The organism is Legionella tucsonensis (assembly GCF_001468035.1).
In the GTDB taxonomy this organism is placed as follows: domain Bacteria; phylum Pseudomonadota; class Gammaproteobacteria; order Legionellales; family Legionellaceae; genus Legionella; species Legionella tucsonensis.
Window position 1 is genome coordinate 2,116,417 of sequence record NZ_LNZA01000001.1, and the last position, 22,545, is coordinate 2,138,961.

The window sequence follows — 22,545 nt, forward strand, 5'->3', positions numbered from 1 at the left end:
GAGAACCTATTCATTAATGATTCTTAAAATAGTCAATAGAAAGGACTTTCTAGGAAATCAATCGCTCAAATGAATACAGACTAAGGCGTTCTTACGCTGGTACGAACCAGATCAAGTTCAACGGGTATTTCTCAGACGTTTATCACGACACCCCGCGCCATCAAATTGTTGGTAATGCTATCTTGTATGGGGAAAACTGTCAAATATTATAAAAATCCCCTCCCCCGGGCGGGTCGAGCCATTTAATTAAAGATTTTTTGTCGTTCCCGCGAAGATGGGAATCTATTCTTAAGTCTGTACCTTGTTAGAACTGGGTTCCCGCCTTCGCGGGAATAACAGTTTTTTCCTTAATTTAATGGTAGTGCCCCCGGCTCAACCCCCCCATCAAAAAGAACAAAAGTTTTGTACATAAAATACATTATGCTGAATTAAAAATCGCTGACATAATAGAGGAGTGTGTTGCAATAGATGATGCAGATAAGCTCGCGTAAATTGTTGTGAACAGGTGGGGCAAACACAATCTGCATCAATCATTTCAAATTGCACCCGTGTTTTTGAATCCGTTAAATTCACAATACCTTCCTGGCTGTAAACTTTTCCTTGAGTCGCTGCTTGTGCGGGCTCATCTGTCTCAATAAACTCTATTCCTTTATCATACAAACGATTAATTAGCTCAGGATCAAAACGTCCTATAATATAACGTGTTAAATGAGACCATTGCTCTAATTGCTCCCAATTCAGCTCATCCAAAACATTAAAATAAACCCCATGTGACGTAACTACCTCATATTTTTCTAAATCATTAGCATCAATAAATGGAACAATTGCATCATTCCAATTATCCCAGATTTGTGGAAAATCGCGCAGAATATTTTGAGGTAAAATGACTGCATTAGGTTTTATGTGATGGATAAGTTCGATTAACTTCTCAGCAGTAAGTTTGACTCTAGAGCCATCATAAGGGGATTTGAAAATATAAACTTTTTCCTTATTGGCTATGAGCGACATTGCATTAATAACCTGTGCCCCAGGACAGGCCAAATAAAGAGCTAAATCAGATATTTTTTCAAGTAAATCCTGGCCTGGCTTATACAACAAATGCTCCAAAGAATAGGATGCCGCTGTTATTTTTACTTCTTGCCAATTTGCCGTTGTAAGACATAAACCTGCCTCTGAAGTTAAAACAGGTATAAAACTCTTTATTGCAGCCAACATTCCTGATCTCCTGATTACAACAATAAACTGGTGTCACCATAACTAAAAAATCTGTATCTTTTTTCGATTGCTTCTTGATAAAGCATCATTGCTTGTTTGTGGCCGATAAAAGCTGAAACCAGCATGAGCAAGGTAGACTCAGGCAAATGAAAGTTAGTCATTAACCCATCGCAAATCTTAAACTCATATCCAGGGTAAATAAAGATGTCTGTATCTTTGCTGCATGCGGTTAATACTCCATCTTGCGCCGCACTCTCAAGACTGCGCAAAGTGGTTGTACCTACTGCAATCACTCGATTTCCGGCTGCCTTTGTAGCGTGTACAGCGGCACATAATTCCGGACTAATTGTGAATTGCTCACTATGCATTTTGTGCTCTTTGATATTGTCACAACGAACAGGTCTAAATGTTCCTGCTCCTACATGCAAAGTGAGGTAAGCTACAGCAACTCCTCTTGAGCGTAAGCTGGATAATACAGATTCATCAAAATGCAAGCCAGCCGTAGGCGCTGCAACAGAGCCTTCGTATTTTGCATAGACTGTTTGATAACGATCCTGATCCAAAATTTCATCATTTCGGGTAATGTAGGGAGGTAATGGAATATGCCCTATTCCATTCAATAGTTGCAAAACGTCCATATTCGCTTTACATATAAATAAATCATCTTTCCTATCAAGGACTTCGATTTCTTTATTGTGCTCTAATTTAATAATTGACCCGGCCTTTAAAGCTTTACTGGCTTTAATATGAGCTAGAAAAGTGAATTCATCAGTAATACGTTCCACTAATAACTCAACTTTTCCGCCAGTATTTTTATGACCATAAAGCCGAGCAGGGATCACTTTGGAATCATTCATAACTAGTAAATCACCAGGATTTAAAAAATCAGCTATTTCGCGAAACTGATAATGGCCACATTCGCCTTTTTGACGATTATAAATTAAAAGACGTGAATCACTGCGCTTAGACAAAGGATACTGCGCAATTAATTCTGGAGGTAAATCAAAGTAAAAATCCTGTTTATTCATAGAGCAACCTGAAAATAAATTGCCGTCATTATACACGGAATGCAGACATTCATCATCTCTATTGAATAGGGATATCTAGAAATTACATTACCAGAAGAAGCGCTTCGTTAAACGGGTTACTTAATCGTTTTAGTTGGATCGACTTCTGGCTTGGTCAATGTATCCCTTATTGTTTGTTTGGCGCCGAATAACCATTTAAGCCTTTCTGGTTGCGGCTTAATTTCCCCTGGGATGACCTCATCAATTAATTTATTAAGCTCTCCTTTGCTCTCAGATGATATTGATGAAGTTTTGACAACAGCTCGAACTTTTTCGATATCCTCTTTTTTGGGAGCTTTTAATATCAAAGATTCAAATTTTTCTATCATTTGCGTATAGCTTGTAGGATCAGGTTGTGGAGAAGGTCTTTGCGGCAAACGAGGATTATTGCCTAATAATGTTGTTTTTCGAGTTTGAGCAACACTTAAAGCTTCTCCCATTTTTTCTCTGGCACGATGCATTTCTGATCTTTGAACTTGTAATATTTCTCTTAGGCTTAGGTGTTGTTCTTTGCGTTGAATTTGTTTCTGCAAATTTTCTTGTATCTTTTCCATAAAATTAAAGCGGGGAGTTTGAATGCGCTCTTTTTCTTGATCAAAATTCCGCTTAGCTTGCTCCCATTGATCCGGAGTCAATTTTTTAGGATCCATATCCTTAGGGATAAGAGCATATGTGCCATCATTTTTTTGAATAAGGCATTTTGCCTCCTCATGTTTAACAATAAAACGGGCTTGAGAAAAATCAAAAACTTGTTCCAATTTATCGTTAAGGAGTATTTTCTTATTTCTCATAACCTTTAACGCGGAAACCAATCCTTGTTCACGTAATTGTAAACCTTCTAATTCACTGTCCAACTGTCCTGGAGAAGAGTGCTGTGATTTAAGCTCTTGTCTTCTAGATCGCGTTTGTTCTAGAGCCAAACGAAATAATTCCTCATAGTTTGTGGCAGTTTGGCTTAGATGAGCTTGATGAAAATTGAGTTCATGCTCAATTGTTCTAATGCGTCGGCTAATACGGTTTCGTGTCATTTCCTGAGTCTTAGGATCTTCAGATAGTGTATTTCTATGGAATGCCTCTTGTTCTCTAGATCTTTCAAGATCTTGCATCAAAAGAGTACGTCTACGTTCAACAAAAGCAGCAGGATGTTCTTGAGGATTAGTTAAAATAGGCAGTGCCAAGTAATTATCCAGTATATCGATATGCGTATGAAGCTCCTCATGATAGGCTTCCATCTCCTCCTCTTCCTCTTCAATAGCAATCAATTCTTTTTCAACCTGATTTAATTGCTCTTCCAATTTATTCAGTTCTACATCTAGAGCGTGAATGGTCTTAAGATAGTTGGAGATCATAGCCTCTATAATTTCTATTGGAGTATGACTAGAAATTGTTTCTTTATGCTCAGTATGTTTCTCCTTTGAAAGTTGCTTTTCTATTTCGAGTCTAAAAAGTTGATCTACATTTTTAGCTAAAGCTTCCCTCTCTGCAATTAATCCCATAAGAAGAAAAACTGTATGTTGTCGCTTTCGTAGTGCCTCTTCATTTTGTTCTCTAATTAATTGAATTTGCTCCTCTTTTTTCATCAGTTCTCGGGCTATCATAGTAACTGTTTCTTTCCCTCCGGCAGTTTTAAGAAAATAAAACACCTCTGAGGCATTCTTTAGTCCAAAACGCGAAAGAAATTGAGTGGCTAAATAGGGAGTTGTTCCAGTATTGTTGGGGTTGTTACCTTTTTCTATATCTGCAAACCATTGCTGCAGACGCCCCTCCATAAGTTTTTGTTCTGCTTCATTTAGCTCTTGCCACATTGAAGTAACAGTTTCTGTAGTACGCTTAGGAGTTTCCGATCGATTAGAGGTCATATAATACCCCCCCAAAAAAGCATCTTGATCAAATTATAGGCCATTTTGGAAGGAAAAAGTGGATACAGCCAAGGAGAAATCTCTATTTGCTTATTATTGTAAACAATGCATAGAGGATTAAAGTTCAAAGATTTTAATTGTTTAGAATATTCATTTGGTTTTTGGGTTCTGTAATAAAGAACCCAAAAAAACTATTGAAAAAATCCACCGCAAACAGCGGCAAAAACCGCTACTAATTCGAACTAATTAGTGTAGGGTATAAAGGAAAAGAAACTTGAGAGTCTAACAGATGATGCTCTTTTTCACTGCCTTCTCGAGTTTTATGATACAAATCAGTATGAACAGGCAGTTCATCTTCTCGTTGACTGCTCTTAGATGGCTGTGAGCCTAAACCATACTCGCCCATCCCTTTATAGGATTCTTTCATTTCAATGCTTACTTCTGTAGGCGACTCCGAACGGGTTGAAGCACAAACATTTACAGCAGCTTTAATTGCCATACCCGACAAACCACCCATGAGTAAAAATGGAGACCACAATACAGAGCCCACAGATTTCATAATCCCTTTAAAGCTCAGTCCATCTTCATTCACAACACGTGATTTAATCATATCAAACACGTTCTTGTCAGTGCTGTAGCATTCTTTAGCACTGGAATATAAATAAGCTAATCCCAGAGCCCCATAAAGTACAAGCGCACCGATACCAAAAATCGATGCACTAAAAGCCATCGCGCCTGCAGCACCAGCTCCAGCAGCAGTTAGCGATGCCGTAGTTAGACTCATCGCGCCAAGAGTCGAACTAAGAATCGCAGCAATAACCACAATGGGTAAAAGGATAAAGAATCCAACAAATAAGATACGTCCACCACGACCAGTAGAAGAATAACTGTGATTATGATGATGATGATTATGTCGATAACTATTATATCCGCGAGAAGGAGTACGAACCTCTACATGATTGTGAGTGGGCGTTATCTGAGGATAGAGGGGATGATATGGCGGTTTATGCCCATGCTGATGAGTAGTACCACGAGTAACTCGATCATGATGATGTTGTTTGCTGCCGAATTCCACTTTAGTCTCCTTTATGTTTTTATTAAATTCCAAACTTGGCACAAGAAGTATAAAAAAGAAAACTTAAGGTTTTATTAACAAAATCAACAAATCTTTACAAAATAATTACATTTCTTTACATAAAGACTATATAATGATTAACAAAAAAACAGATAGCAACCAAATTAGTGCACTTGTTACATAAGGGTACTGATATCCCTTGAAGTTTTTTCTTCGTGAAAAAATATCAAGAATAAGAACTGGAAGTACGGAAAGAAAAGTCAGCATGAATACCAGTACAACTGGAACCGCCCCCTTCTGTAAAGGCATGATACTCACTAAAAAATTCTGTACTATATGCAATAGTTCACGTACATAAAAAATTGCCCATAAAACCCAAAAGTTATACGTATAAACTAACCAAGAGGCAGCAAACAACGGTATAAATAATTTAGCTCCTTTGATAGCAAAGATCTTATTAAATGACTTAATAAACTCATCTGAAAAGAAAACTACAATTGAACTCAAAAGAACAACCAAAGCCAGTGTTAATAACATTTATTTGTTCCTTTTTTCAACATTTTCTAATGCTTCCCATCGCGTATAAAGTCGTGTTAGTAAATCCTCATCGTCAGCCAAACCTTGATTAATCTTTGTAATCAGCTGGGCATCTTGTTGGTAAAATTTGGGCTCAGCCATTTGTAAATGTAATTCGGCTATTTTTGCTTCTAGCTGTTCAATTTTTTGTGGTAATTGCGCCAGTTCACGTTGCTCATTAAAGCTTAATTTGTTTATTGCAGGATTTCGTTTCACAACAGGTGTTTTTACTATCTGGTCTCGCTGTTGTTGTTTTTTATGCATTTTATATTCATCATAGCCTCCAACAAATTCATTAAACTGCCCTGCTTCTTCATAAACCAGAACGCTGGTAACGACTTGATTAATAAATGCTCTATCATGACTAATTAATATTAAAGTTCCAGGATAGTCAATTAACATACTTTCAAGGAGCTCCAAAGTTTCAATATCCAAATCATTAGTAGGCTCGTCCATTACTAACAAATTTACTGGTTTGGCAAACAGTTTAGCTAATAATAATCTGTTTCGTTCTCCACCAGAAAGTACTGAAACCGGTTGATTAAAACGCTCAGGTGAAAATAAAAATTCACGCAAGTAACTGGCAACATGTTTTTGCTTGCCATTAATTGTTACATAATCAGCACCATCACCCACATTAAACATAACTGTTTGATCTTCATGCAATTGACGACGCAATTGATCAAAATAAGCGACACTCAAAGATGTACCAAGTTTTATTTGTCCAGAATCTGGTTGTAATTCCCCAAGCAATAGCTGGACGAGAGTCGTTTTACCACATCCATTTGGACCAATTATTCCAAGCTTATCCCCCCGAGTTAGCAGTAAGGAAAAATCGTGTAAAATTGTTTTATCTCCCAAGTTATAGCTCACTTGGTTTGCTTCGATAACAACGGCACCCGAACGCGTTACATCGAGAGAGAATGATTTGACTTTACCCAATTGATTACGGCGCGCCTTATATTCCACACGCAGTGCCTTTAATGCGCGAACCCGTCCTTCATTACGTGTTCGTCGCGCTTTAATTCCTGTACGGATCCATGCCTCTTCCTCAGCCAGTTTTTTATCAAATAAATCGTTTTGCTTTTGCTCGCCAAGACGAATAGATTCCCTTCTGTCCAGATAAGTTTCATAGTTACAATCATGCTGGTACAGTTTTCCTCTATCAATTTCCACTATCCGCTTGGATACCTGGCTTAAAAATTCTCTATCATGAGTAACCAAGAGTACAGCCCCTTTGAAACTCTTTAAGTAAGCCTCCAACCATTCGATTGCTTCAATATCCAAATGGTTTGTAGGTTCATCCAACAGTAATAAATCTGGGGTTGCTATGAGTGCCGCACCCAGAAGCACGCGTCGTTTCATGCCCCCTGACAAGTTATTCATGCGCTCGTTAGTGGCTATGCCTAAACGACTGGCCATAGTCTCAATTTGTGGTAATTTATCCCAAGCATGTAAATTATCCATTTGTTGCTGGCACAAAGCTAATTTATCCACATCACCTAACTGAGATAATTCATTAAAGCGCGATAAAACTTCTCCTACTTCACCAAGACTTTTCACTAGAAAGTGATAGACAGATTCTTCTTCAGTAATTGGAACTTCCTGTGTCAATCCAGCAACTCGCAATCCAGAAAGCTGATTGATTTGACCGCTATCAGGAACTAAATCCCCCAATAAAAGTTTAAGCAAAGTGGACTTTCCTGCTCCATTTCGTCCAACCAAAGCAATGCGGTCCTGAGGTTGGATCTGCCAATCTGCATTATCTAATAACTGATTACCCGCAATATTGAGGAAGACGCTATGAAGGGAAATAATACTCATAAATAAACTCTGATTATAAACATGTAGCCTGAGTGCAGCGAGTTGAAAACCCTGAAGATTGCAAACCTAACAAACCCGGGTTACAACTTTTTTATGCACCCAGGCTACCTTTCAATAAATTACTTTGAAGATAAAACCATTATACCATCCATCTCAACCTGAACACCACGTGGCAATGCAGAGACTTCTATCGCCGCTCTTGCTGGATATGGTGATACAAAATAACGACTCATTGCTTCATTAATTAAAGAAAAATGGCGCAAATCCGTAAGATAAACATTTAATTTCACAATATGTGCCAAACTACCACCTGCAGCTTCACAAACTGCCGACAAGTTTTCCAAAACCTGGGTAATTTGCAATTTAATATCTTCACTACAGAGTTCCATAGTTATGGGATCGAGTGGTATTTGTCCTGAAAGATAAACTGTATCCCCACACTTAATGGCTTGTGAATAAGTTCCAATAGCTTCAGGAGCCAATTTTGTATTTACCGGTTGCATTAATTATCCCCTTGTTTTTTTCTATAAAGACGCATCACCACTTTATTTGTCCGTAACCTACGCATTACACGAGCCAAATGCGTTCTGTCAATAACACTAATTGAAAATGTAACTGCATTATGTCGTCCATCTCGTGGATCCACATTGATATTACCTATATTTGATCCTGATTCAGCAATAGCAGTTGCTAGAGCAGCCAATACACCACGCTCATTTACTACATCAACTGTAATATCAACCCAGTACTCCCCTTCAACCTTCTCATCCCAACGTAAGGCAACAAACTGTTCTGGATTAGTTCGTGAATTTTTTAAAGTAGTGCAGTCACTGCTATGAACAATAATTCCTCGACCTTGTTGGAATTTTCCAACAATATTATCGCCAGGAATAGGTTGACAACACTCACCAAAATGAACCACCATCCCTTCTGTTCCTTTAATTGCCAAGGGACGTGTTTTAACTCCTTTATCCAGTTCATTAGTGTCTTGAGTTATTACTAATCTTTTGGCAATTACCATTGCCATTTGATTGCCTATACCAATCGCATAGAGCAAATCATCCATCGTTTTATAATGTAAATCACTTAATAATGCGTGTAAGGATTCTGGAGGTATTTTTTCATAATCGCTGGACAGTTCGTTTAATGACTGACCAAGAAGGCGCTTTCCTAAACTAATTGACTCCGTATTTTGTTGACTTTTTAGGAAATGACGGATATTAGAGCGCGCTTTTCCGGTAACTACAAAATTTAACCAGGTCGGGTTGGGATGAGCACCTTGTGCTGTAATAATCTCAACCGTTTGCCCATTCGACAAAGGAATACTTAACGGCACTAATTTTCTATTTACTTTCGCCGCCACACAGCTATTACCCACTCCCGAGTGGACCGAATAAGCAAAATCAACCGGCGTAGCCCCTTTGGGTAATTCCATAATATGGCCTTTAGGAGTAAAAACATATACTTCATCTGGAAATAAATCGATTTTAACGTTCTCAATAAACTCTAATGAGCTTCCAGTACTACGCTGCATTTCCAATAGACTTTGTACCCATTCTCTTGCACGCAGCTGAGCTTCATTTACCTCAAGGCCGGATGATTTATAAATCCAATGCGCAGCCACTCCATTATCAGCAACCTTGTCCATATCACGAGTACGAATTTGCACTTCGAGAGGAACTCCGAAAGGCCCAAACAAAGTAGTATGCAGGGATTGATATCCATTCGCCTTAGGTATACCAATATAGTCTTTAAAGCGTTGAGGAACAGGTTTATAGGTACAATGTAAAGCACCTAAAATACGGTAACAGGAATCAATATCTTCAGTAATTACGCGAAAAGCAAAAACATCAGTAATCTCGGTAAATGAAGCTTTTTTCTGGCGCATCTTTTTATAAATACTGTATAAATGCTTTTGTCTGCCGAACACTTGTTCATAAGGAATGTTGAGTTGCGCTAAAGCCAGCTGTAAATCACGTTCAATGGTCTGGGTTAATTCACGTCGATTACCACGAGATTTTTCAACTGCTGATTTAATAGCTCTGAAGCGCATAGGGTATAAGGCCTGAAATCCTAAATCCTCTAGACCCACATAAATCGAATGCATCCCCAAACGATTCGCAATCGGGGCATAAATTTCCAGAGTTTCTATGGCTATACGTCTGCGTTTTGCATAAGGCATTGCACCTAGAGTCTTCATGTTATGCAAACGATCGGCTAGTTTAACAATAATTACACGGATATCTTTAACCATAGCCAAGACCATTTTACGGAAATTTTCCGCCTGGGCCTCTGCCTTTGATTCAAATTTGATTTTAGTAAGCTTAGTAACACCATCAACAAGGGAGGTAATTTCTTCACCGAATTGAAGTGTTAAATCATCTTTGCTCACTGAAGTATCTTCAACCACATCATGAAGCAAAGTGGCCATAATTGTTTGATAATCCAGACGCATTCGAGCAAGAATCAAAGCTGCTGCAACAGGGTGAGTAATATAAGGCTCTCCAGAACGCCGCATCTGCCCTTGATGCGCTTTTTCGGCAACCAGATAAGCTTGGTAACATTTCTCTATTTGCGACTGCTCAAGATAACATTTCAGCTCTTCATCGAGCTCCTTAAAGTAGCTCACGCAGTACTCCCTGGTATCTAACATGACCATACCCCTATACCCATAATTCACCCCATTTAAGGTGTCCCGTATAAATCACAATCCTTTATGATTCGTAGCATGGGTGAAGTGAAACGAATCTGGGAAATTTTAGTCACTCAACTTGAGGTTCATTTCACTTAACCCAAGCCACATGAATATTTTTTCATGGGGCTCTGTTTACAATTCTACTATTCTGGCTCACAGCCTTGTGAATCGAACGAATTATAAATAAGAGGCCCATCCAAAAAACTATTCTTTATCCAAAATTTCTGGTGTAATTAAGCCCTCTGCTATTTCACGCAAAGCTACTACTGTAGGTTTATCGTTTTCCCATTCAACCATAGGCTGATCTCCTCGAACTGCAATTTGACGCGCACGTTTCGTGGCCACCATAACCAGTTCAAATCGATTTGCAACATTCTCTAAACAATCTTCAACAGTAACTCGTGCCATAATTCACTCTCCAGTAGCAAAACCTTATATTTTACTGCGATGATAACAGGAAAGAAAGCAATTTTGACTGTTTATTTATCTGCCGCTCAACACGTAAACGGTTTGCAATCACAATTGCACCTAATTCCATCGCTGCTTTTTCAAAATTATCATTAACGATTAAATAATCAAACTCAGGATAATGACTCAACTCATCCCGTGCTTTTTTCATCCGGTCACTAATCACTTCATCCTTGTCTTGCCGTCTCTTCAATAATCGTTGTTTTAAGACATCCAATGATGGCGGCACAATAAAGACACTCACCGCATCAGGAAAGGAACGTCTAATCTGTTCTGCTCCTTGCCAGTCTATATCCAGAATTACATCAATGTTATTTTGCAAACGGTTAGTAATCTGCTCCATCGATGTTCCATATAAATGATTAAAGACTCGGGCATGCTCTAAAAAAGCACAATCATTAATCATGTGTATAAATTCTTCTTCATCAATAAAAAAGTAATCCACTCCATGCTGTTCTCCAGGACGCATCATTCGTGTTGTATGCGAAATAGATACCTCAATATCATCAAGAGTTTCAATTAACTTTTTTACTAAACTTGTTTTACCTCCCCCAGAAGGTGCAGCAACAATAAATAAATTACCCGAATAATCACCCACAATAATACTCACTCAATGTTTTGAATTTGCTCACGCATTTGCTCAATTAAAACCTTCATTTCCACTGCACTCTGAGTCAATTCCACAGAGTCAGACTTGGAGCTTAGCGTATTCGCCTCCCTATTTAATTCTTGCATCAAAAAATCAAGACGCCTTCCTGCTATTTTATCGCAATTTAGTGTCCGATTCACTTCACCAAGATGAGTCTGTAATCTATCTAATTCCTCGCTCACATCAATACGAGTCAAAATCAAAGCAATTTCCTGCTCCACACGCGACTCCTGAACGTCAAGTCTCACTGAGTGCAATCGAGTCAATAACTTCTTTTTCACTTGCTCTGTTTGCATTAACACTATAGAACGAGCCTTTTTAATCTCTTGTCCTAATTCACTTAATCGCCCTTCCACATGTGCTTTTAATGCGCTCCCTTCTGTAGTGCGCATTTGCCTTAGTTGCTCGACTGCCTCATGAAACAAGGAAAGTGCATGCTTTCCTAACACCTCCACATCGGGCATACTTGCCTGCATCACGCCAGGCCAGGATAAGACACGACTAACACCTAAATCATTTGGCAAATGGTGTGATTCAGCAAGTTTCTCACTTAAACTCACTAATGCATTTACCATGCCTATATTTATAAGCATAGACTGATTATTAGCACTTGTGTCTTGATATTTCAGCTGACACTCCAATTTTCCGCGATTGATCTTATCACGCAGCAAATGACGTAATTGTTGCTCTATAAATCGAAATGATTCAGGCAAACGAAATGAAACATCTAAATATCGATGGTTAACAGATTTAATTTCCCAACAAAAATGACCTTCTTCGATTTGCTTTTGCACTCGCGAGAAAGCCGTCATACTTTGAAGCATATAGATACCAATGAATAAAACCACCTTGCGCGAATATACTCCAATTTAAAGCAATTGGACAGAGACAATCTGCCTGAAACTGTTATCAGATCATGATCATTAATGACCAATATTACATCATTTTGGCAATTAATTAAATATGTAGGTGCAATGGTTTCATGAGAATTCCAATATAAAGCACCTATTTTATCCCGAGTTAACAACTTAACCCGGGATAAAATAATTACTTATTTTATAATTACTTATTTGGTGAAGAGATTGATTTCTTTTGCTGATTTTGGGACAAAAGGTCATCCATCCGTTCATTCATCCAGCTCATAAGCGTTACTGCAGACATCACTCGTAGACCTCGAGGAAAACCTCCTTTAAAAAATCCATAAACTCCCTGAGTTGTATGGAGCTTTTGAGCTGTTTTGAAAAAACCGGCTGGGTTCACAGTAATTGATGACTGCTGAGCTGTTTTTACTACATCAAATTTTTGAGAAGTCAGCGTTGCGCCCACTCCTGCCAGCATTCCTGCGAGCAGAGAAGCAGCATAATCATTAGGATAATACTCTTTTATCCTTACTTTCAATATGGGAGTCACCACTAGAAAAAATGTAGAAAACAGCCCTTCCCTCAGCATCGTTGCCATCAGTCCTGTATAAAGACGAGGCCATCCGCCTTGTCTCACCAGATTTAATCCTGTTGAGATAAAGCCTGTTTTTTGATGCGTCATTATCATTTCAGTTGGACAGCTTATCAAAGATGAACCAACCCCGGCAGCGAATGCGCTGGTTAGTTTTTGAGCATCAGACAATTCATACTTATTCCCCAGAAACCATTTTTGAAAAATACGATTCAAACCTACTTGCACTGCAGTTATTGGGATCATACTTGCAGCATTCGGCAATATGCCTCGATACAATACTTGCGGACTTAATGTAAAAGGATCTCCTTTTTGCATTCGTGTTTTTATCGACCACAATGGATGATCAACAAACACTTCAAAAGCGCCAGTAACACTTCCTGAGACAATGCTTTGAAATATACTTAGATTGTTTTTCTTTTCTTTTGGGTACGACTCTTCTTTACGTGCCTCAAATTTTGCTTGAGTCATAATGATTCTCCGATAGTTAAGTCAAATGATTCATTACCCGCTTTGGCGTCACCTCTCCCTAGAGAGGCGTGGATAATGACAAATGGCCGTCCTAGGGAAAGGAGGGTAAGAAAATAAGCACTAAAGAAGAAATATTAAAAACTAAATCGCAGACTAATAGAGTGCTTGCAGAAAAACCTGCAGATAATGCAACGCTGATTTCATGGCTACGATTGTTCATAATGAATACTTTTTTAAGTTAGATTTCAAGCTACCAAATGAATTATTATTGGTCAATATGAGTTCAAAGAAATTTTTTGTCCTAAATTAAAACTCTATGTTTGGAGATGCGAATCAAGGGTCAACATATAATTTTTGTCCGCATACACCATAAATCTATCGATAATAAAAACGATGATTATGCGTTTTTATCATGTCACACATACTTTAGGATGCAACATGGGAAGTTAAGCGTTATAATTCTTAATTTTATCGAGGATTATCTATATGCGCCCAAGTAATCGAGAAGCCAATCAATTACGTCCTGTTAAATTAACCAGAAACTATACAAAACATGCTGAGGGCTCCGTTCTTGTTGAATTTGGACAAACTAAAGTATTGTGTAATGCATCGATAACCGACGGAGTTCCCCGTTTTATTAAAGGAAAAAATCAAGGCTGGGTAACTGCTGAATATGGTATGCTTCCGCGTGCGACACATAGTCGTACTGAACGGGAAGCAAGTAAAGGTAAGCAAGGCGGCAGAACCATGGAAATCCAGCGCCTCATTGGCCGCTCGCTAAGGGCCTGTGTTGATTTAAAATTCCTAGGTGAAAATACAATAACTTTAGACTGTGATGTAATTCAGGCTGACGGGGGTACAAGAACAGCAGCTATTACAGGCGCCTGTGTCGCGATGAGAGATGCAATAAATTGGATGGTAGAGCGAGAAAAAATTCGTAAAATGCCTGCATTTCATTACATTGCTGCAGTTTCTGTGGGACTCTATCGAGGTCAATCCGTACTTGACTTGGATTATGCTGAGGACGTACTTGCCGAAACCGATATGAATATAGTCATGAATGAAGAAGGACATTTCATCGAAATTCAAGGCACCGCCGAAGATAAGCATTTTAATCGCGATGAATTAAACAGCATGCTTGAACTTGCTGAAATAGGTATTCCTCAATTAATTGAATTACAAAAAAATGCGTAAGTGCTCGTACTAACATCAACTTAATATTCTGGCACCCAAAACATTGGCTGAGCTGCAAAACCCAGCCAATGATGCTATTACAATAATGAATTTAGATAATCCAGTAACTATAGGTTTTTTAGGAGAAAGAGCTCTTTAAAATAACGATTTATCAATTGCCATATCACGTGCTGTATGGGATGAAATAATATTTTTTTTCACCAGTTCAGTTAAATGCTGATCCAAAGTTTGCATACCTTTGCCCTGACCTGTTTGGATGGAAGAATACATTTGAGCCACTTTATCTTCACGAATTAAATTTCGGATCGCACCGGTACAAATCATAATTTCTAAAGCAGCAACTCGCCCACCACCACTTTTTTTCAATAAAGTTTGTGCAACCACAGCCTGCAGTGATTCAGACAGCATCGAACGCACCATAGCTTTTTCCTCGGCGGGAAACACATCAATAATTCTATTGATGGTTTTTGTTGCAGAATTAGTATGTAAGGTACCAAATACTAAATGCCCGGTTTCCGCGGCAGTCATTGCTAAACGGATCGTTTCCAGATCGCGCAACTCTCCCACCAAAATCACATCAGGATCTTCACGTAAGGCGGAACGTAAAGCAGCATTAAAACTAAGCGTATCTCGATGAACCTCGCGTTGATTTAACAAACATTTTTTACTTTGATGTACAAACTCTATTGGATCCTCCACAGTTAAAATGTGATCATAACGATTTGAGTTGATATAATCGATCATGGCAGCCAAAGTCGTGCTTTTCCCTGATCCTGTTGGACCAGTAATGAGCACCAACCCTTTAGGATAACTGGCCATTTCTTCAAAAATAGCCGGTAATCCTAAGTCACTCATACTTAGAATTTCAGAAGGAATAGTACGGAAAACAGCAGCCGCTCCACGCAATTGATTAAAGACATTCACCCTAAAACGGGCTAGGTTGGTTATTTCAAAAGAAAAATCGGCTTCCAAAAATTCTTCAAATTCTTTCCTTTGCCGGTCATTCATCACATCATAGATGATTTTTATCACCTCTTTATGTTCCATGGCAGGTAAATTGATTTTGCGCAAATCGCCATCCACACGAATCATTGGAGGTAATCCTGCGGAAAGATGTAAATCTGATGATTTATTTTTTACTGAAAACGCTAATAGTTCTGCTATATCCATTGCTTAATTCGTCCTGATTATTAATACAATAATAGGCTGAACCTTAATGCCAGTCCAAACCATAAAATTATGATGCTACTAGATTAGCTCACGAAGTGATACTCGGCAAACATTGTTTCTTTTGCTATTGTTAAGGTTTGCAAACATACCTAAATGATCATGAATCTTCAGCAAAATCTATATCAAATAAAACAATTAATTAATCAATCTGAGCTAAATTTTAATAGAAAGCCAGGGAGTGTTCTATTACTTGCTGTCAGCAAACAACAAAGTATTGAGGTGATTAGCCAATTATTTCATCTTGGAGTTACCCATTTTGGAGAAAGCTATTTTCAAGAAGCACAACAAAAAATAAATGCATTAAAAAACATGCCTCTATGCTGGCATTTCATTGGCCCTATTCAAAGCAATAAAACCAAAGGGATTGCCGCTTCATTTAGTTGGGTTCACAGTGTTAGCCGCTTGAAAATCGCCCAATATCTCAATGAATATCGCCCAACTCATTTAGCCCCGCTCAATATTTGTTTACAAATTAATTTAGTAGATGAAAAAACAAAATCAGGAATTCCTCTTGAAGCTGTTGCTGAATTAGCTTTGGCAACCAGTCAACTTCCTCACCTCAAGTTAAGAGGTTTGATGACTATCCCACCGCCTCAACAAGATACACAAACCCAATATGATTTATTTATTCAGCTTAATCAACTGATGTATTCGCTAAATCAGAAATTTGGACTTAATATGGATACATTATCTATGGGAATGAGTGATGATTTAGTTCCTGCAATTAAAGCAGGTGCTACTATAGTACGTGTGGGTCGGGGATTATTTGGTGAGCGACAAAAATAAAGCGACGCGATATAATCTTAAATAAATCAGTTGTGATAAATGCAGGATAGGGGAAAATATGTCTGGTCTTATCGCCGTAACACTTTTTATTGTTTCTTTATTTTTTTCAGTTGTTATTTTCAGTTTATGGCTTCGCATCGCGCTACGCTATTTACGCGTCAGCGCACTGAATCCAGTAAGCCAACTTATTTATAGGATAACTAACCCTATAGTCAACCCAATTCAACTGATATCAAAACAACCCTATAAACCAGGACAAAAATATGATATCCCAGCTATTATCACCTTGCTTTTGGTTGAATTATTAAAAATCATCTGTACTAGTCTTCTTGTCTTAAATGGACTAATTCCTATTGTATTCATATTCATTTATATAATTGCCGACTTAATTATCCAACCTTGTAATCTCCTGTTTTTTGCCATACTTATCCGTGTCATCATGAGTTTTATTAATCCAGAATGGCAAGGTCCAATTGCTGACTTCTTGCGTTTGTTAACAGAACCCTTGCTAAAACTCGGTAGAAAGATTATTCCAGATATTTCTGGTTTTGATTTTTCACCTTTTATCATTATTGCTTTATTGAAAATCATTACTTTATTTATTAACGCAAACCTACCCTGGAGATTATTATAAAAGCGACTATACTTAATTTTAAGCAGAGGATTATCAGGATTGAATTATGAAATTGACGTTCCTCAGTAGCGCTGGCTTAGGATTAATCCTTTTACCTTTTAGTTTATTTGCTGATACTCAATCTTACTACTGTCCACAAAACCACGGATACGTTAATTTAGGAATGACACCTGATGAAGTAATTGCAGCGTGTGGTCAGCCAGTGAGCCAGCAAGAATCAAATCAACCGGTTATGCAAAAAATTCCCGCGCAACAGCTCATTTATAATAATATGGGAACTCAAACCGCTTTTTTCGGAGTATGGAATGTACCGACAGGGAGTGGCGGCGTCACACTTGAAGTAAATATTGTAAATCAAAAAGTACGCTCTATTAAATTAAATGGATCAGATAGCAATGCAGTATCTGTTTGTCAAGGAACGAACATTCAGGCCGGAGATCCAGTACAAAAAGTTTACTACTCTTGTGGTTCTCCTTCTATTGTAAATAATACTTTTATCAATGAAATTGTACCAACAGCTGAAAAACCTCAAGTTTGGCTCTATCAGCCTGGGGAGTACCAACCTCCCGTTAGCATGACTTTTGTTAATGGTAAATTGCAATCCATTCAATAGCTCTGCAAAAGTGATTGGATGTATCATTGTTCCATTTCATTCTATTCCCTATTTTTTGGCAAATGATAGTTCAACACTATGGTAAGTTAAAGAAATAAGATAAACTCTTCAAATTTTAGCGCAGAACTACATTTCAAATTGATGAGGTTACTGCTTTCTTGAACTATTTGTTGAGGGTACGGTTTGAAATGACTGCAAGTATAGATGAAATAACTATTGCATTTAGTGAAAATGGAACAGAAACAGTTAAAGAGCTGGATAAAAAGGTATTAAGTAAAGGCGCCTGGACTACGATTATGTTTAAATATCAGGATTGGGATAACGCCCATAATGACTATGGACCTGTTAAATTTTCAATTCGACGTTATCAAAAACGTAATAATCAATACTGGCAAAAATCCAAATTTAACATATCCAGCGCAGAACAAGCGCAAAAAATCATTGATATTCTCAGTGATTGGTTGAAATAATTTATATTGATAACCCGTTTTATTATTAAATCTTCTCTGTACATGACAAATTTTTTTGTCATGTACAGAGTTAAATTTTTACAATTTATAGCTTTTTAAATAAATTTACTCTACTCCCAGATTATGATTTTCATTCTGCATCCATACCTACATCTCGATATAAGTATCTATAAATAAAAAATTTTTTTATCAGCCTCCTTAATAAAATAAGCAACTTTCTGGGAGTTTTGGTTCAATTTGAACACCCTCGTGCCCACAAAATAACCCTCAAGATTTTTTTTTGATCTAATTACTCATATTTCTTAAGGTTAAGTTAATTTTTGGTCTTTATAATGCAGATCTAATTCGACAACAATTTAAATTATTATCATGCAGACTAAAAACGAAACCAAAACACCAAAAACCGGGCAGTCACCTGTGACTTCACTATGGAGCATGCATAACCTTTCTAATACTCCATGGTTGATGACACCATTTGACGTGGTAAAGCAAAAACTACAAACTCAAAAAACTGGGTACAAACCACCAGTATGGACTTTTCCAGATTTGACCAAATCTCCATGGTTTCCAAACCTGACTAATATGCCATGGATGACAACACCACTGGATGTAGTCAAGCAACGACTGCAAACCCCAAAAACTGGGCAGAAACCTATGACTTCACCAGTATGGACTTTACCAAGTCTAATCAACGCTTCTTGGGTTCCAAACCTAGCTAATATGCCAGGGATGACAACACCAATGGATGTAGTCAAGCAACGACTAGTTCAAGCTCCTAAAACGGGACACACACCTGGAGCGCCTGTTACTCCAATGACTGTTCCACCAACACCGCCGCAAAAACCCTCATGGATGCCCTCAATGGAAACAGTCCAACGACAGTTGTGGAGTGGCGCTAATTTTGTAACTGTTACATTAGCCACATGTGTTAGTGTCGTTGGTGTTCAAAGTCCAGTAAAAACAATGTTAGTTAATTTATCCAAGAACAATACTGTAATACCTACCTATTCAGGAGGAATATGGAGTTTAGCAAAAGTAATGTATGCTGGAACAGGAGCTTCATTTTCAGGCTCACTGGTTCGAAGTGGCTATGTTACCGGAGCTAAGGGCAACAGCAAACCTCTAGAAGACGGGGTCCATGAGACAGGTAAAGAAAAAAGTAGAAAATACGTCACCGTTAATTACAGCTATGTTGCAGCTATGGCTCTGGGCGATATCTTGGTGACCCAAATACCCGAATCATTATCCACCTTGAAAAAAGTTCCAGGTCTTCTTCCCCCTGATTTTACATGGAAAACTCTTAATAATTCCTGGAAATTGATGATGGGAGGTTTTATACCCAGATACGGCTCAGGAATGGTTAATTTTGCTTGTTTATGTGTTGTTGAAGAGCGAATAGCAAAAGGCTTACCGATACAAGATAAAAACATGGCTCACTTCACCTCTGGAATGCTCAGTGGTATGACTGCTGCCGTAGTCTCGTATCCGCTTACCTCCTTTAAAGATTATACTCTAGTGCAATCTACGGTTAAAGATGGACGTCTGCACAATGCAAACGCAATTAAATTAACCCAAGAGTTATTTTATTGCTTCATCAGCAATCCAGGAGCTTCATTAAAATCTTTTGGATCAATGGCGCTAAAACAAGTTCCCATGCGAATGGGCCTAACAGGAATTATCTTTGCTCTGGTTGCTGGTGTTGGCGAAACCATGGGTTCAGAACCACTGGCAAAAGTTGTTCCAGAAAAGTATCAACCCTCTTCACCAGGGAAATCCAGGAACAGTATGTTTGCGAGCAAACAAACAACTCCTCGTATTGAAGAGGTTCAAGAAGAAACCAATGAAAAGGACAAAAACACGGGCAGCAAATTACCTTAGTGTTTAGAAAAAATTGCATCGCAAACTATTTAATTTCATAAAGTAGTTTGCTATATGCAAAAATGGTGTATTATAGATAACTGCGATGTTTAATTATAATCCATACATTGCAGTTTTTAACACTATTAAAAAGGATGATAAAATGATGTCACGTTTTGGGATGTTTTTCAAACCAGTTCTTGAAACCACAATTTATTCAACCGGAGCAGCCGCCTTAGGTCATACTATTTATCACGCCGGAACTTATATTCAAAATAACACAAAAAAACAAGAGCAAGAAAAAGAACAAAGTGAACGCTTTGTAAATGATATGAATCTTCCTCCTGAAACTGATGATGAATTACCTATGCCCATGATTAAACTTAGCTTTTAAAATATATCTTCTCTGTCATTTACCATCAGGAATGGCTCATAAAAGATCGGTATTGCTATAATTAAATTTATCAACACCGATCCAAATTGTTTTACTCTAAACCTAAAAAAATTATACCCATTCCAAACCAGGATGAGAACGCTCGAAGTACTTCTGAACCATTTCATCTGAAACCAGATCCAAACGTGCCGGATGCCATTGTGGATTTTTATCCTTATCAATCAATAACGCTCTGACTCCCTCATAAAAATCATAATCATGCATAAAATGACTGACTATGTCATAGTCGATTTGCAAGCATTGTGCTAAAGAAAGCCCCTTTGCCTTTTGTAATTGAGCTAGAGTAACTTTAAGGCTCAAAGGAGATTTTTGGGCTAAAGTATTATCAACCGCTTCAGCCCATACTTTGTTGGCACTTTGTAAGGACTCGCGAATCATTTCAATTGTTGGATGCGCAAAACAGACATCAATCAAAGGCTTAATTTGACTGATCTCCTCTGTAGTGGGTACAAAAGAAAAGTGCTGCAAACATTGATTAACACGCTCAAAAGCATCTGTTGATAAATCTTCATTCATTAATGCATCATATAAAGCAGGCATTTGTTCCGAAGACACTATTTTTTTAACCAATCCAGCCTTCACTGCATCGTGTGAACCCAGTCGATTGCCGGTCAAGCCCAAATAAGTACCCAAATATCCTGGACATCGTGTTAATAAATAGCTTGCACCAATATCAGGAAAAAAACCGATACCCGTCTCAGGCATAGCAAATACGAACCGTTCGCTGGCTATAGGATGACTTCCGTGCATGGAAATCCCTACTCCTCCTCCCATAACAATACCATCAATTAGAGAAATGTAAGGTTTACCAAAATGATGAATAAAGTGATTTAATCGGTATTCGTGCCAAAAAAACTGCATTTGCTCCGCATCATTTACTTGTCCGGCAAGATAAAGTGAACGTATATCTCCCCCAGCACAAAATGCATTTCCTGAAATAGCACGCACGACTACTGCATGAATAGTATCATCTTCTTTCCAAAGACTTAACTGTCTTTGTATATTAAGAATCATATTTAAAGTTAGTGCATTCAGTGTGGCGGGTCTATTTAATGTGATAGTTCCCAATGAACCTTCTTGATTAAAAAGTACTTCCTCAATCATAATTATCTTCCTTCGAACACAGCAGCTCGTTTGCCCAAAAATGCAGTCACCCCTTCTTGCTTGTCTTCAGAAGCACATACTTTGGCAAAGTGAATTGCTTCCAGATGCAGGGCTTCGGTTAAAGACAAATCATAACCATGGTCAATAACTTCCATAACACTTGCAACCGCAAGAGGGGCCATGCTCAAAATTCCACGTAGTAATACTTTCCCATGTTCCAACAAAGCTTCCAGCTCGACAACTTCACTCACCAATCCCCAATGCAATGCAGTTTCTGCATTAATAAATCGTCCGGTCAAACATAACTCTAAAGCACGCCCTTTGCCGATTAAACGGGCCAATCGTTGTGTGCCTCCATAACCAGGAATAACCCCCAGTTTTACTTCCGGTTGGCCAAATTGAGCTTTGGCTGAAGCGATTCTTAATGTTGCAGAAATAGCCAATTCACAACCGCCACCGAAGGCAAATCCATTCACTGCTGCTAATGAAGGCTTACCTAACGTTTCCAAAATACGGAAGACCTCTTGTCCACGACAAGCAAATTCATACCCAGTTTGTGCGGTACATTCGGCCAATCGGTTAATATCTGCGCCGGCACAAAAGGCTTTACCATGACCCGTAATTATTAACGCCTTAACTTTTGGATTTATTTTTGCATAATGGAATGATTCTTCTAAAGCATCTAATACTTCGGAGCTTAAAGCATTTAACTTTTCGGGTCTGTTTAAAGTTAAAGTCAAAATTCCCTGGTTATCTAAATCTTGTTCAATTAAATTCATTTCATCTTACTCCTTTTCTATTGAAGAACCTACCTTATTAGCCTAGGTGCAGACAAAGTGGAACTGGGTATGA

Annotated in this window: 23 protein-coding genes and 1 riboswitch; of the genes, 7 read left to right on the forward strand and 16 right to left on the reverse strand. The window is 38.2% G+C overall.

Features of this window, described 5'->3' with window-relative positions; genetic code table 11:
- Positions 1-71: 71 nt before the first annotated feature.
- Positions 72-165: riboswitch (TPP riboswitch) on the reverse strand.
- 219 nt (positions 166-384) lie between these two features.
- The 13 genes from Ltuc_RS09345 to Ltuc_RS15795 all read right to left on the reverse strand — a co-directional run bounded on the left by Ltuc_RS09345 (position 385) and on the right by Ltuc_RS15795 (position 13,571).
- Positions 385-1,215, reverse strand: coding sequence for a tRNA-guanine transglycosylase (locus Ltuc_RS09345; RefSeq protein WP_058520999.1), 831 nt, complete (start codon positions 1,213-1,215; stop codon positions 385-387).
- A 14-nt stretch (positions 1,216-1,229) separates the two neighbouring features.
- Positions 1,230-2,243 carry a tRNA preQ1(34) S-adenosylmethionine ribosyltransferase-isomerase QueA gene (queA, locus tag Ltuc_RS09350; RefSeq protein WP_058521000.1) on the reverse strand — a complete coding sequence of 338 codons (1,014 nt, stop codon included), beginning with the start codon at positions 2,241-2,243 and terminating at the stop codon, positions 1,230-1,232.
- Between the two features lie 116 nt (positions 2,244-2,359).
- Positions 2,360-4,141 (reverse strand): hypothetical protein, encoded by a 1,782-nt coding sequence (locus tag Ltuc_RS09355; protein WP_058521001.1) that lies wholly within the window; start codon positions 4,139-4,141, stop codon positions 2,360-2,362.
- 232 nt (positions 4,142-4,373) lie between these two features.
- Positions 4,374-5,216, reverse strand: a complete 843-nt coding sequence (locus Ltuc_RS15590; RefSeq protein ID WP_058521002.1) for a hypothetical protein — start codon at positions 5,214-5,216, stop codon at positions 4,374-4,376.
- Positions 5,217-5,342: 126 nt separating this feature from the next.
- Positions 5,343-5,753 carry a hypothetical protein gene (locus Ltuc_RS09365; protein ID WP_058521003.1) on the reverse strand — a complete coding sequence of 137 codons (411 nt, stop codon included), beginning with the start codon at positions 5,751-5,753 and terminating at the stop codon, positions 5,343-5,345.
- Complete coding sequence (locus Ltuc_RS09370; protein WP_058521004.1) at positions 5,754-7,616, reverse strand: ATP-binding cassette domain-containing protein; 1,863 nt, start codon at positions 7,614-7,616, stop codon at positions 5,754-5,756. It lies immediately after the preceding gene.
- Positions 7,617-7,735: 119 nt separating this feature from the next.
- Positions 7,736-8,119, reverse strand: a complete 384-nt coding sequence (locus Ltuc_RS09375; protein WP_058521005.1) for a RidA family protein — start codon at positions 8,117-8,119, stop codon at positions 7,736-7,738.
- Positions 8,119-10,245, reverse strand: a complete 2,127-nt coding sequence (gene spoT, locus Ltuc_RS09380) for a bifunctional GTP diphosphokinase/guanosine-3',5'-bis pyrophosphate 3'-pyrophosphohydrolase (protein ID WP_058521655.1) — start codon at positions 10,243-10,245, stop codon at positions 8,119-8,121. The genes Ltuc_RS09375 and spoT overlap by 1 nt, the downstream gene beginning before the upstream one ends.
- 270 nt (positions 10,246-10,515) lie before the next feature.
- Entirely contained in the window at positions 10,516-10,719 is a 204-nt protein-coding gene (rpoZ, locus tag Ltuc_RS09385; protein ID WP_058521006.1) for a DNA-directed RNA polymerase subunit omega, read from the reverse strand.
- 31 nt (positions 10,720-10,750) lie between these two features.
- Positions 10,751-11,380 carry a guanylate kinase gene (gene gmk, locus Ltuc_RS09390; protein ID WP_133138359.1) on the reverse strand — a complete coding sequence of 210 codons (630 nt, stop codon included), beginning with the start codon at positions 11,378-11,380 and terminating at the stop codon, positions 10,751-10,753.
- A 5-nt stretch (positions 11,381-11,385) separates the two neighbouring features.
- The gene (locus Ltuc_RS09395) at positions 11,386-12,252 is read right to left on the reverse strand and encodes a YicC/YloC family endoribonuclease (protein ID WP_058521008.1); all 867 of its coding nucleotides are present in this window, start codon (positions 12,250-12,252) and stop codon (positions 11,386-11,388) included.
- A 238-nt stretch (positions 12,253-12,490) separates the two neighbouring features.
- Entirely contained in the window at positions 12,491-13,351 is an 861-nt protein-coding gene (locus Ltuc_RS09400) for an MC/SLC25 family protein (protein WP_058521009.1), read from the reverse strand.
- 91 nt (positions 13,352-13,442) lie between these two features.
- Complete coding sequence (locus Ltuc_RS15795; protein WP_274519406.1) at positions 13,443-13,571, reverse strand: hypothetical protein; 129 nt, start codon at positions 13,569-13,571, stop codon at positions 13,443-13,445.
- A 266-nt stretch (positions 13,572-13,837) separates the two neighbouring features.
- Here Ltuc_RS15795 and rph point away from each other — a divergent pair, with 266 nt between their 5' ends.
- A complete protein-coding gene (gene rph, locus Ltuc_RS09405) occupies positions 13,838-14,545 on the forward strand; it encodes a ribonuclease PH (protein WP_058521010.1) in 708 nt (235 codons plus the stop codon).
- A 135-nt stretch (positions 14,546-14,680) separates the two neighbouring features.
- Here the strand turns inward: rph and Ltuc_RS09410 are convergent, their stop codons facing one another.
- Positions 14,681-15,715, reverse strand: a complete 1,035-nt coding sequence (locus Ltuc_RS09410) for a type IV pilus twitching motility protein PilT (RefSeq protein ID WP_058521011.1) — start codon at positions 15,713-15,715, stop codon at positions 14,681-14,683.
- A gap of 159 nt (positions 15,716-15,874) precedes the next feature.
- Here Ltuc_RS09410 and Ltuc_RS09415 point away from each other — a divergent pair, with 159 nt between their 5' ends.
- From Ltuc_RS09415 to Ltuc_RS09440, 6 genes are all read left to right on the forward strand, one after another.
- Entirely contained in the window at positions 15,875-16,561 is a 687-nt protein-coding gene (locus Ltuc_RS09415; RefSeq protein ID WP_058521012.1) for a YggS family pyridoxal phosphate-dependent enzyme, read from the forward strand.
- Positions 16,562-16,619: 58 nt separating this feature from the next.
- Positions 16,620-17,195 (forward strand): YggT family protein, encoded by a 576-nt coding sequence (locus Ltuc_RS09420; protein WP_058521013.1) that lies wholly within the window; start codon positions 16,620-16,622, stop codon positions 17,193-17,195.
- A 46-nt stretch (positions 17,196-17,241) separates the two neighbouring features.
- Positions 17,242-17,808 carry a DUF2845 domain-containing protein gene (locus tag Ltuc_RS09425; protein ID WP_058521014.1) on the forward strand — a complete coding sequence of 189 codons (567 nt, stop codon included), beginning with the start codon at positions 17,242-17,244 and terminating at the stop codon, positions 17,806-17,808.
- A 188-nt stretch (positions 17,809-17,996) separates the two neighbouring features.
- The gene (locus Ltuc_RS09430; protein WP_058521015.1) at positions 17,997-18,278 is read left to right on the forward strand and encodes a hypothetical protein; all 282 of its coding nucleotides are present in this window, start codon (positions 17,997-17,999) and stop codon (positions 18,276-18,278) included.
- A 435-nt stretch (positions 18,279-18,713) separates the two neighbouring features.
- Entirely contained in the window at positions 18,714-20,156 is a 1,443-nt protein-coding gene (locus Ltuc_RS09435) for a hypothetical protein (protein WP_238584099.1), read from the forward strand.
- Positions 20,157-20,298: 142 nt separating this feature from the next.
- On the forward strand, positions 20,299-20,529 hold the full coding sequence (locus Ltuc_RS09440; RefSeq protein WP_133138354.1) for a hypothetical protein: 231 nt from the start codon (positions 20,299-20,301) through the stop codon (positions 20,527-20,529).
- A 111-nt stretch (positions 20,530-20,640) separates the two neighbouring features.
- Here Ltuc_RS09440 and Ltuc_RS09445 read toward each other — a convergent pair whose 3' ends face one another.
- Both Ltuc_RS09445 and Ltuc_RS09450 read right to left on the reverse strand, forming a co-directional pair.
- Positions 20,641-21,693: an enoyl-CoA hydratase/isomerase family protein gene (locus Ltuc_RS09445; protein WP_058521018.1), complete on the reverse strand. Its 1,053-nt coding sequence runs from the start codon at positions 21,691-21,693 to the stop codon at positions 20,641-20,643.
- A gap of 2 nt (positions 21,694-21,695) precedes the next feature.
- On the reverse strand, positions 21,696-22,472 hold the full coding sequence (locus Ltuc_RS09450) for an enoyl-CoA hydratase/isomerase family protein (protein ID WP_058521019.1): 777 nt from the start codon (positions 22,470-22,472) through the stop codon (positions 21,696-21,698).
- Positions 22,473-22,545 lie beyond the last annotated feature (73 nt).

Excerpts from the sequence above, each read along its gene's own strand:
- Ltuc_RS15795 (WP_274519406.1), bottom strand. The coding sequence starts at position 13,571 with ATGAACAATCGTAGCCATGAAATCAGCGTTGCATTATCTGCAGGTTTT.
- Ltuc_RS09365 (WP_058521003.1), bottom strand. The coding sequence starts at position 5,753 with ATGTTATTAACACTGGCTTTGGTTGTTCTTTTGAGTTCAATTGTAGTT.
- Ltuc_RS09430 (WP_058521015.1), top strand. The coding sequence starts at position 17,997 with ATGACTGCAAGTATAGATGAAATAACTATTGCATTTAGTGAAAATGGA.
- rpoZ (WP_058521006.1), bottom strand. The coding sequence starts at position 10,719 with ATGGCACGAGTTACTGTTGAAGATTGTTTAGAGAATGTTGCAAATCGA.
- Ltuc_RS09400 (WP_058521009.1), bottom strand. The coding sequence starts at position 13,351 with ATGACTCAAGCAAAATTTGAGGCACGTAAAGAAGAGTCGTACCCAAAA.
- Ltuc_RS09395 (WP_058521008.1), bottom strand. The coding sequence starts at position 12,252 with ATGCTTCAAAGTATGACGGCTTTCTCGCGAGTGCAAAAGCAAATCGAA.
- Ltuc_RS09420 (WP_058521013.1), top strand. The coding sequence starts at position 16,620 with ATGTCTGGTCTTATCGCCGTAACACTTTTTATTGTTTCTTTATTTTTT.
- Ltuc_RS09370 (WP_058521004.1), bottom strand. The coding sequence starts at position 7,616 with ATGAGTATTATTTCCCTTCATAGCGTCTTCCTCAATATTGCGGGTAAT.
- Ltuc_RS09440 (WP_133138354.1), top strand. The coding sequence starts at position 20,299 with ATGATGTCACGTTTTGGGATGTTTTTCAAACCAGTTCTTGAAACCACA.
- Ltuc_RS09450 (WP_058521019.1), bottom strand. The coding sequence starts at position 22,472 with ATGAATTTAATTGAACAAGATTTAGATAACCAGGGAATTTTGACTTTA.
- Ltuc_RS09415 (WP_058521012.1), top strand. The coding sequence starts at position 15,875 with ATGAATCTTCAGCAAAATCTATATCAAATAAAACAATTAATTAATCAA.
- rph (WP_058521010.1), top strand. The coding sequence starts at position 13,838 with ATGCGCCCAAGTAATCGAGAAGCCAATCAATTACGTCCTGTTAAATTA.
- Ltuc_RS09345 (WP_058520999.1), bottom strand. The coding sequence starts at position 1,215 with ATGTTGGCTGCAATAAAGAGTTTTATACCTGTTTTAACTTCAGAGGCA.
- Ltuc_RS09355 (WP_058521001.1), bottom strand. The coding sequence starts at position 4,141 with ATGACCTCTAATCGATCGGAAACTCCTAAGCGTACTACAGAAACTGTT.
- Ltuc_RS09375 (WP_058521005.1), bottom strand. The coding sequence starts at position 8,119 with ATGCAACCGGTAAATACAAAATTGGCTCCTGAAGCTATTGGAACTTAT.
- Ltuc_RS09410 (WP_058521011.1), bottom strand. The coding sequence starts at position 15,715 with ATGGATATAGCAGAACTATTAGCGTTTTCAGTAAAAAATAAATCATCA.
- Ltuc_RS09435 (WP_238584099.1), top strand. The coding sequence starts at position 18,714 with ATGCATAACCTTTCTAATACTCCATGGTTGATGACACCATTTGACGTG.
- Ltuc_RS09425 (WP_058521014.1), top strand. The coding sequence starts at position 17,242 with ATGAAATTGACGTTCCTCAGTAGCGCTGGCTTAGGATTAATCCTTTTA.
- Ltuc_RS09445 (WP_058521018.1), bottom strand. The coding sequence starts at position 21,693 with ATGATTGAGGAAGTACTTTTTAATCAAGAAGGTTCATTGGGAACTATC.
- queA (WP_058521000.1), bottom strand. The coding sequence starts at position 2,243 with ATGAATAAACAGGATTTTTACTTTGATTTACCTCCAGAATTAATTGCG.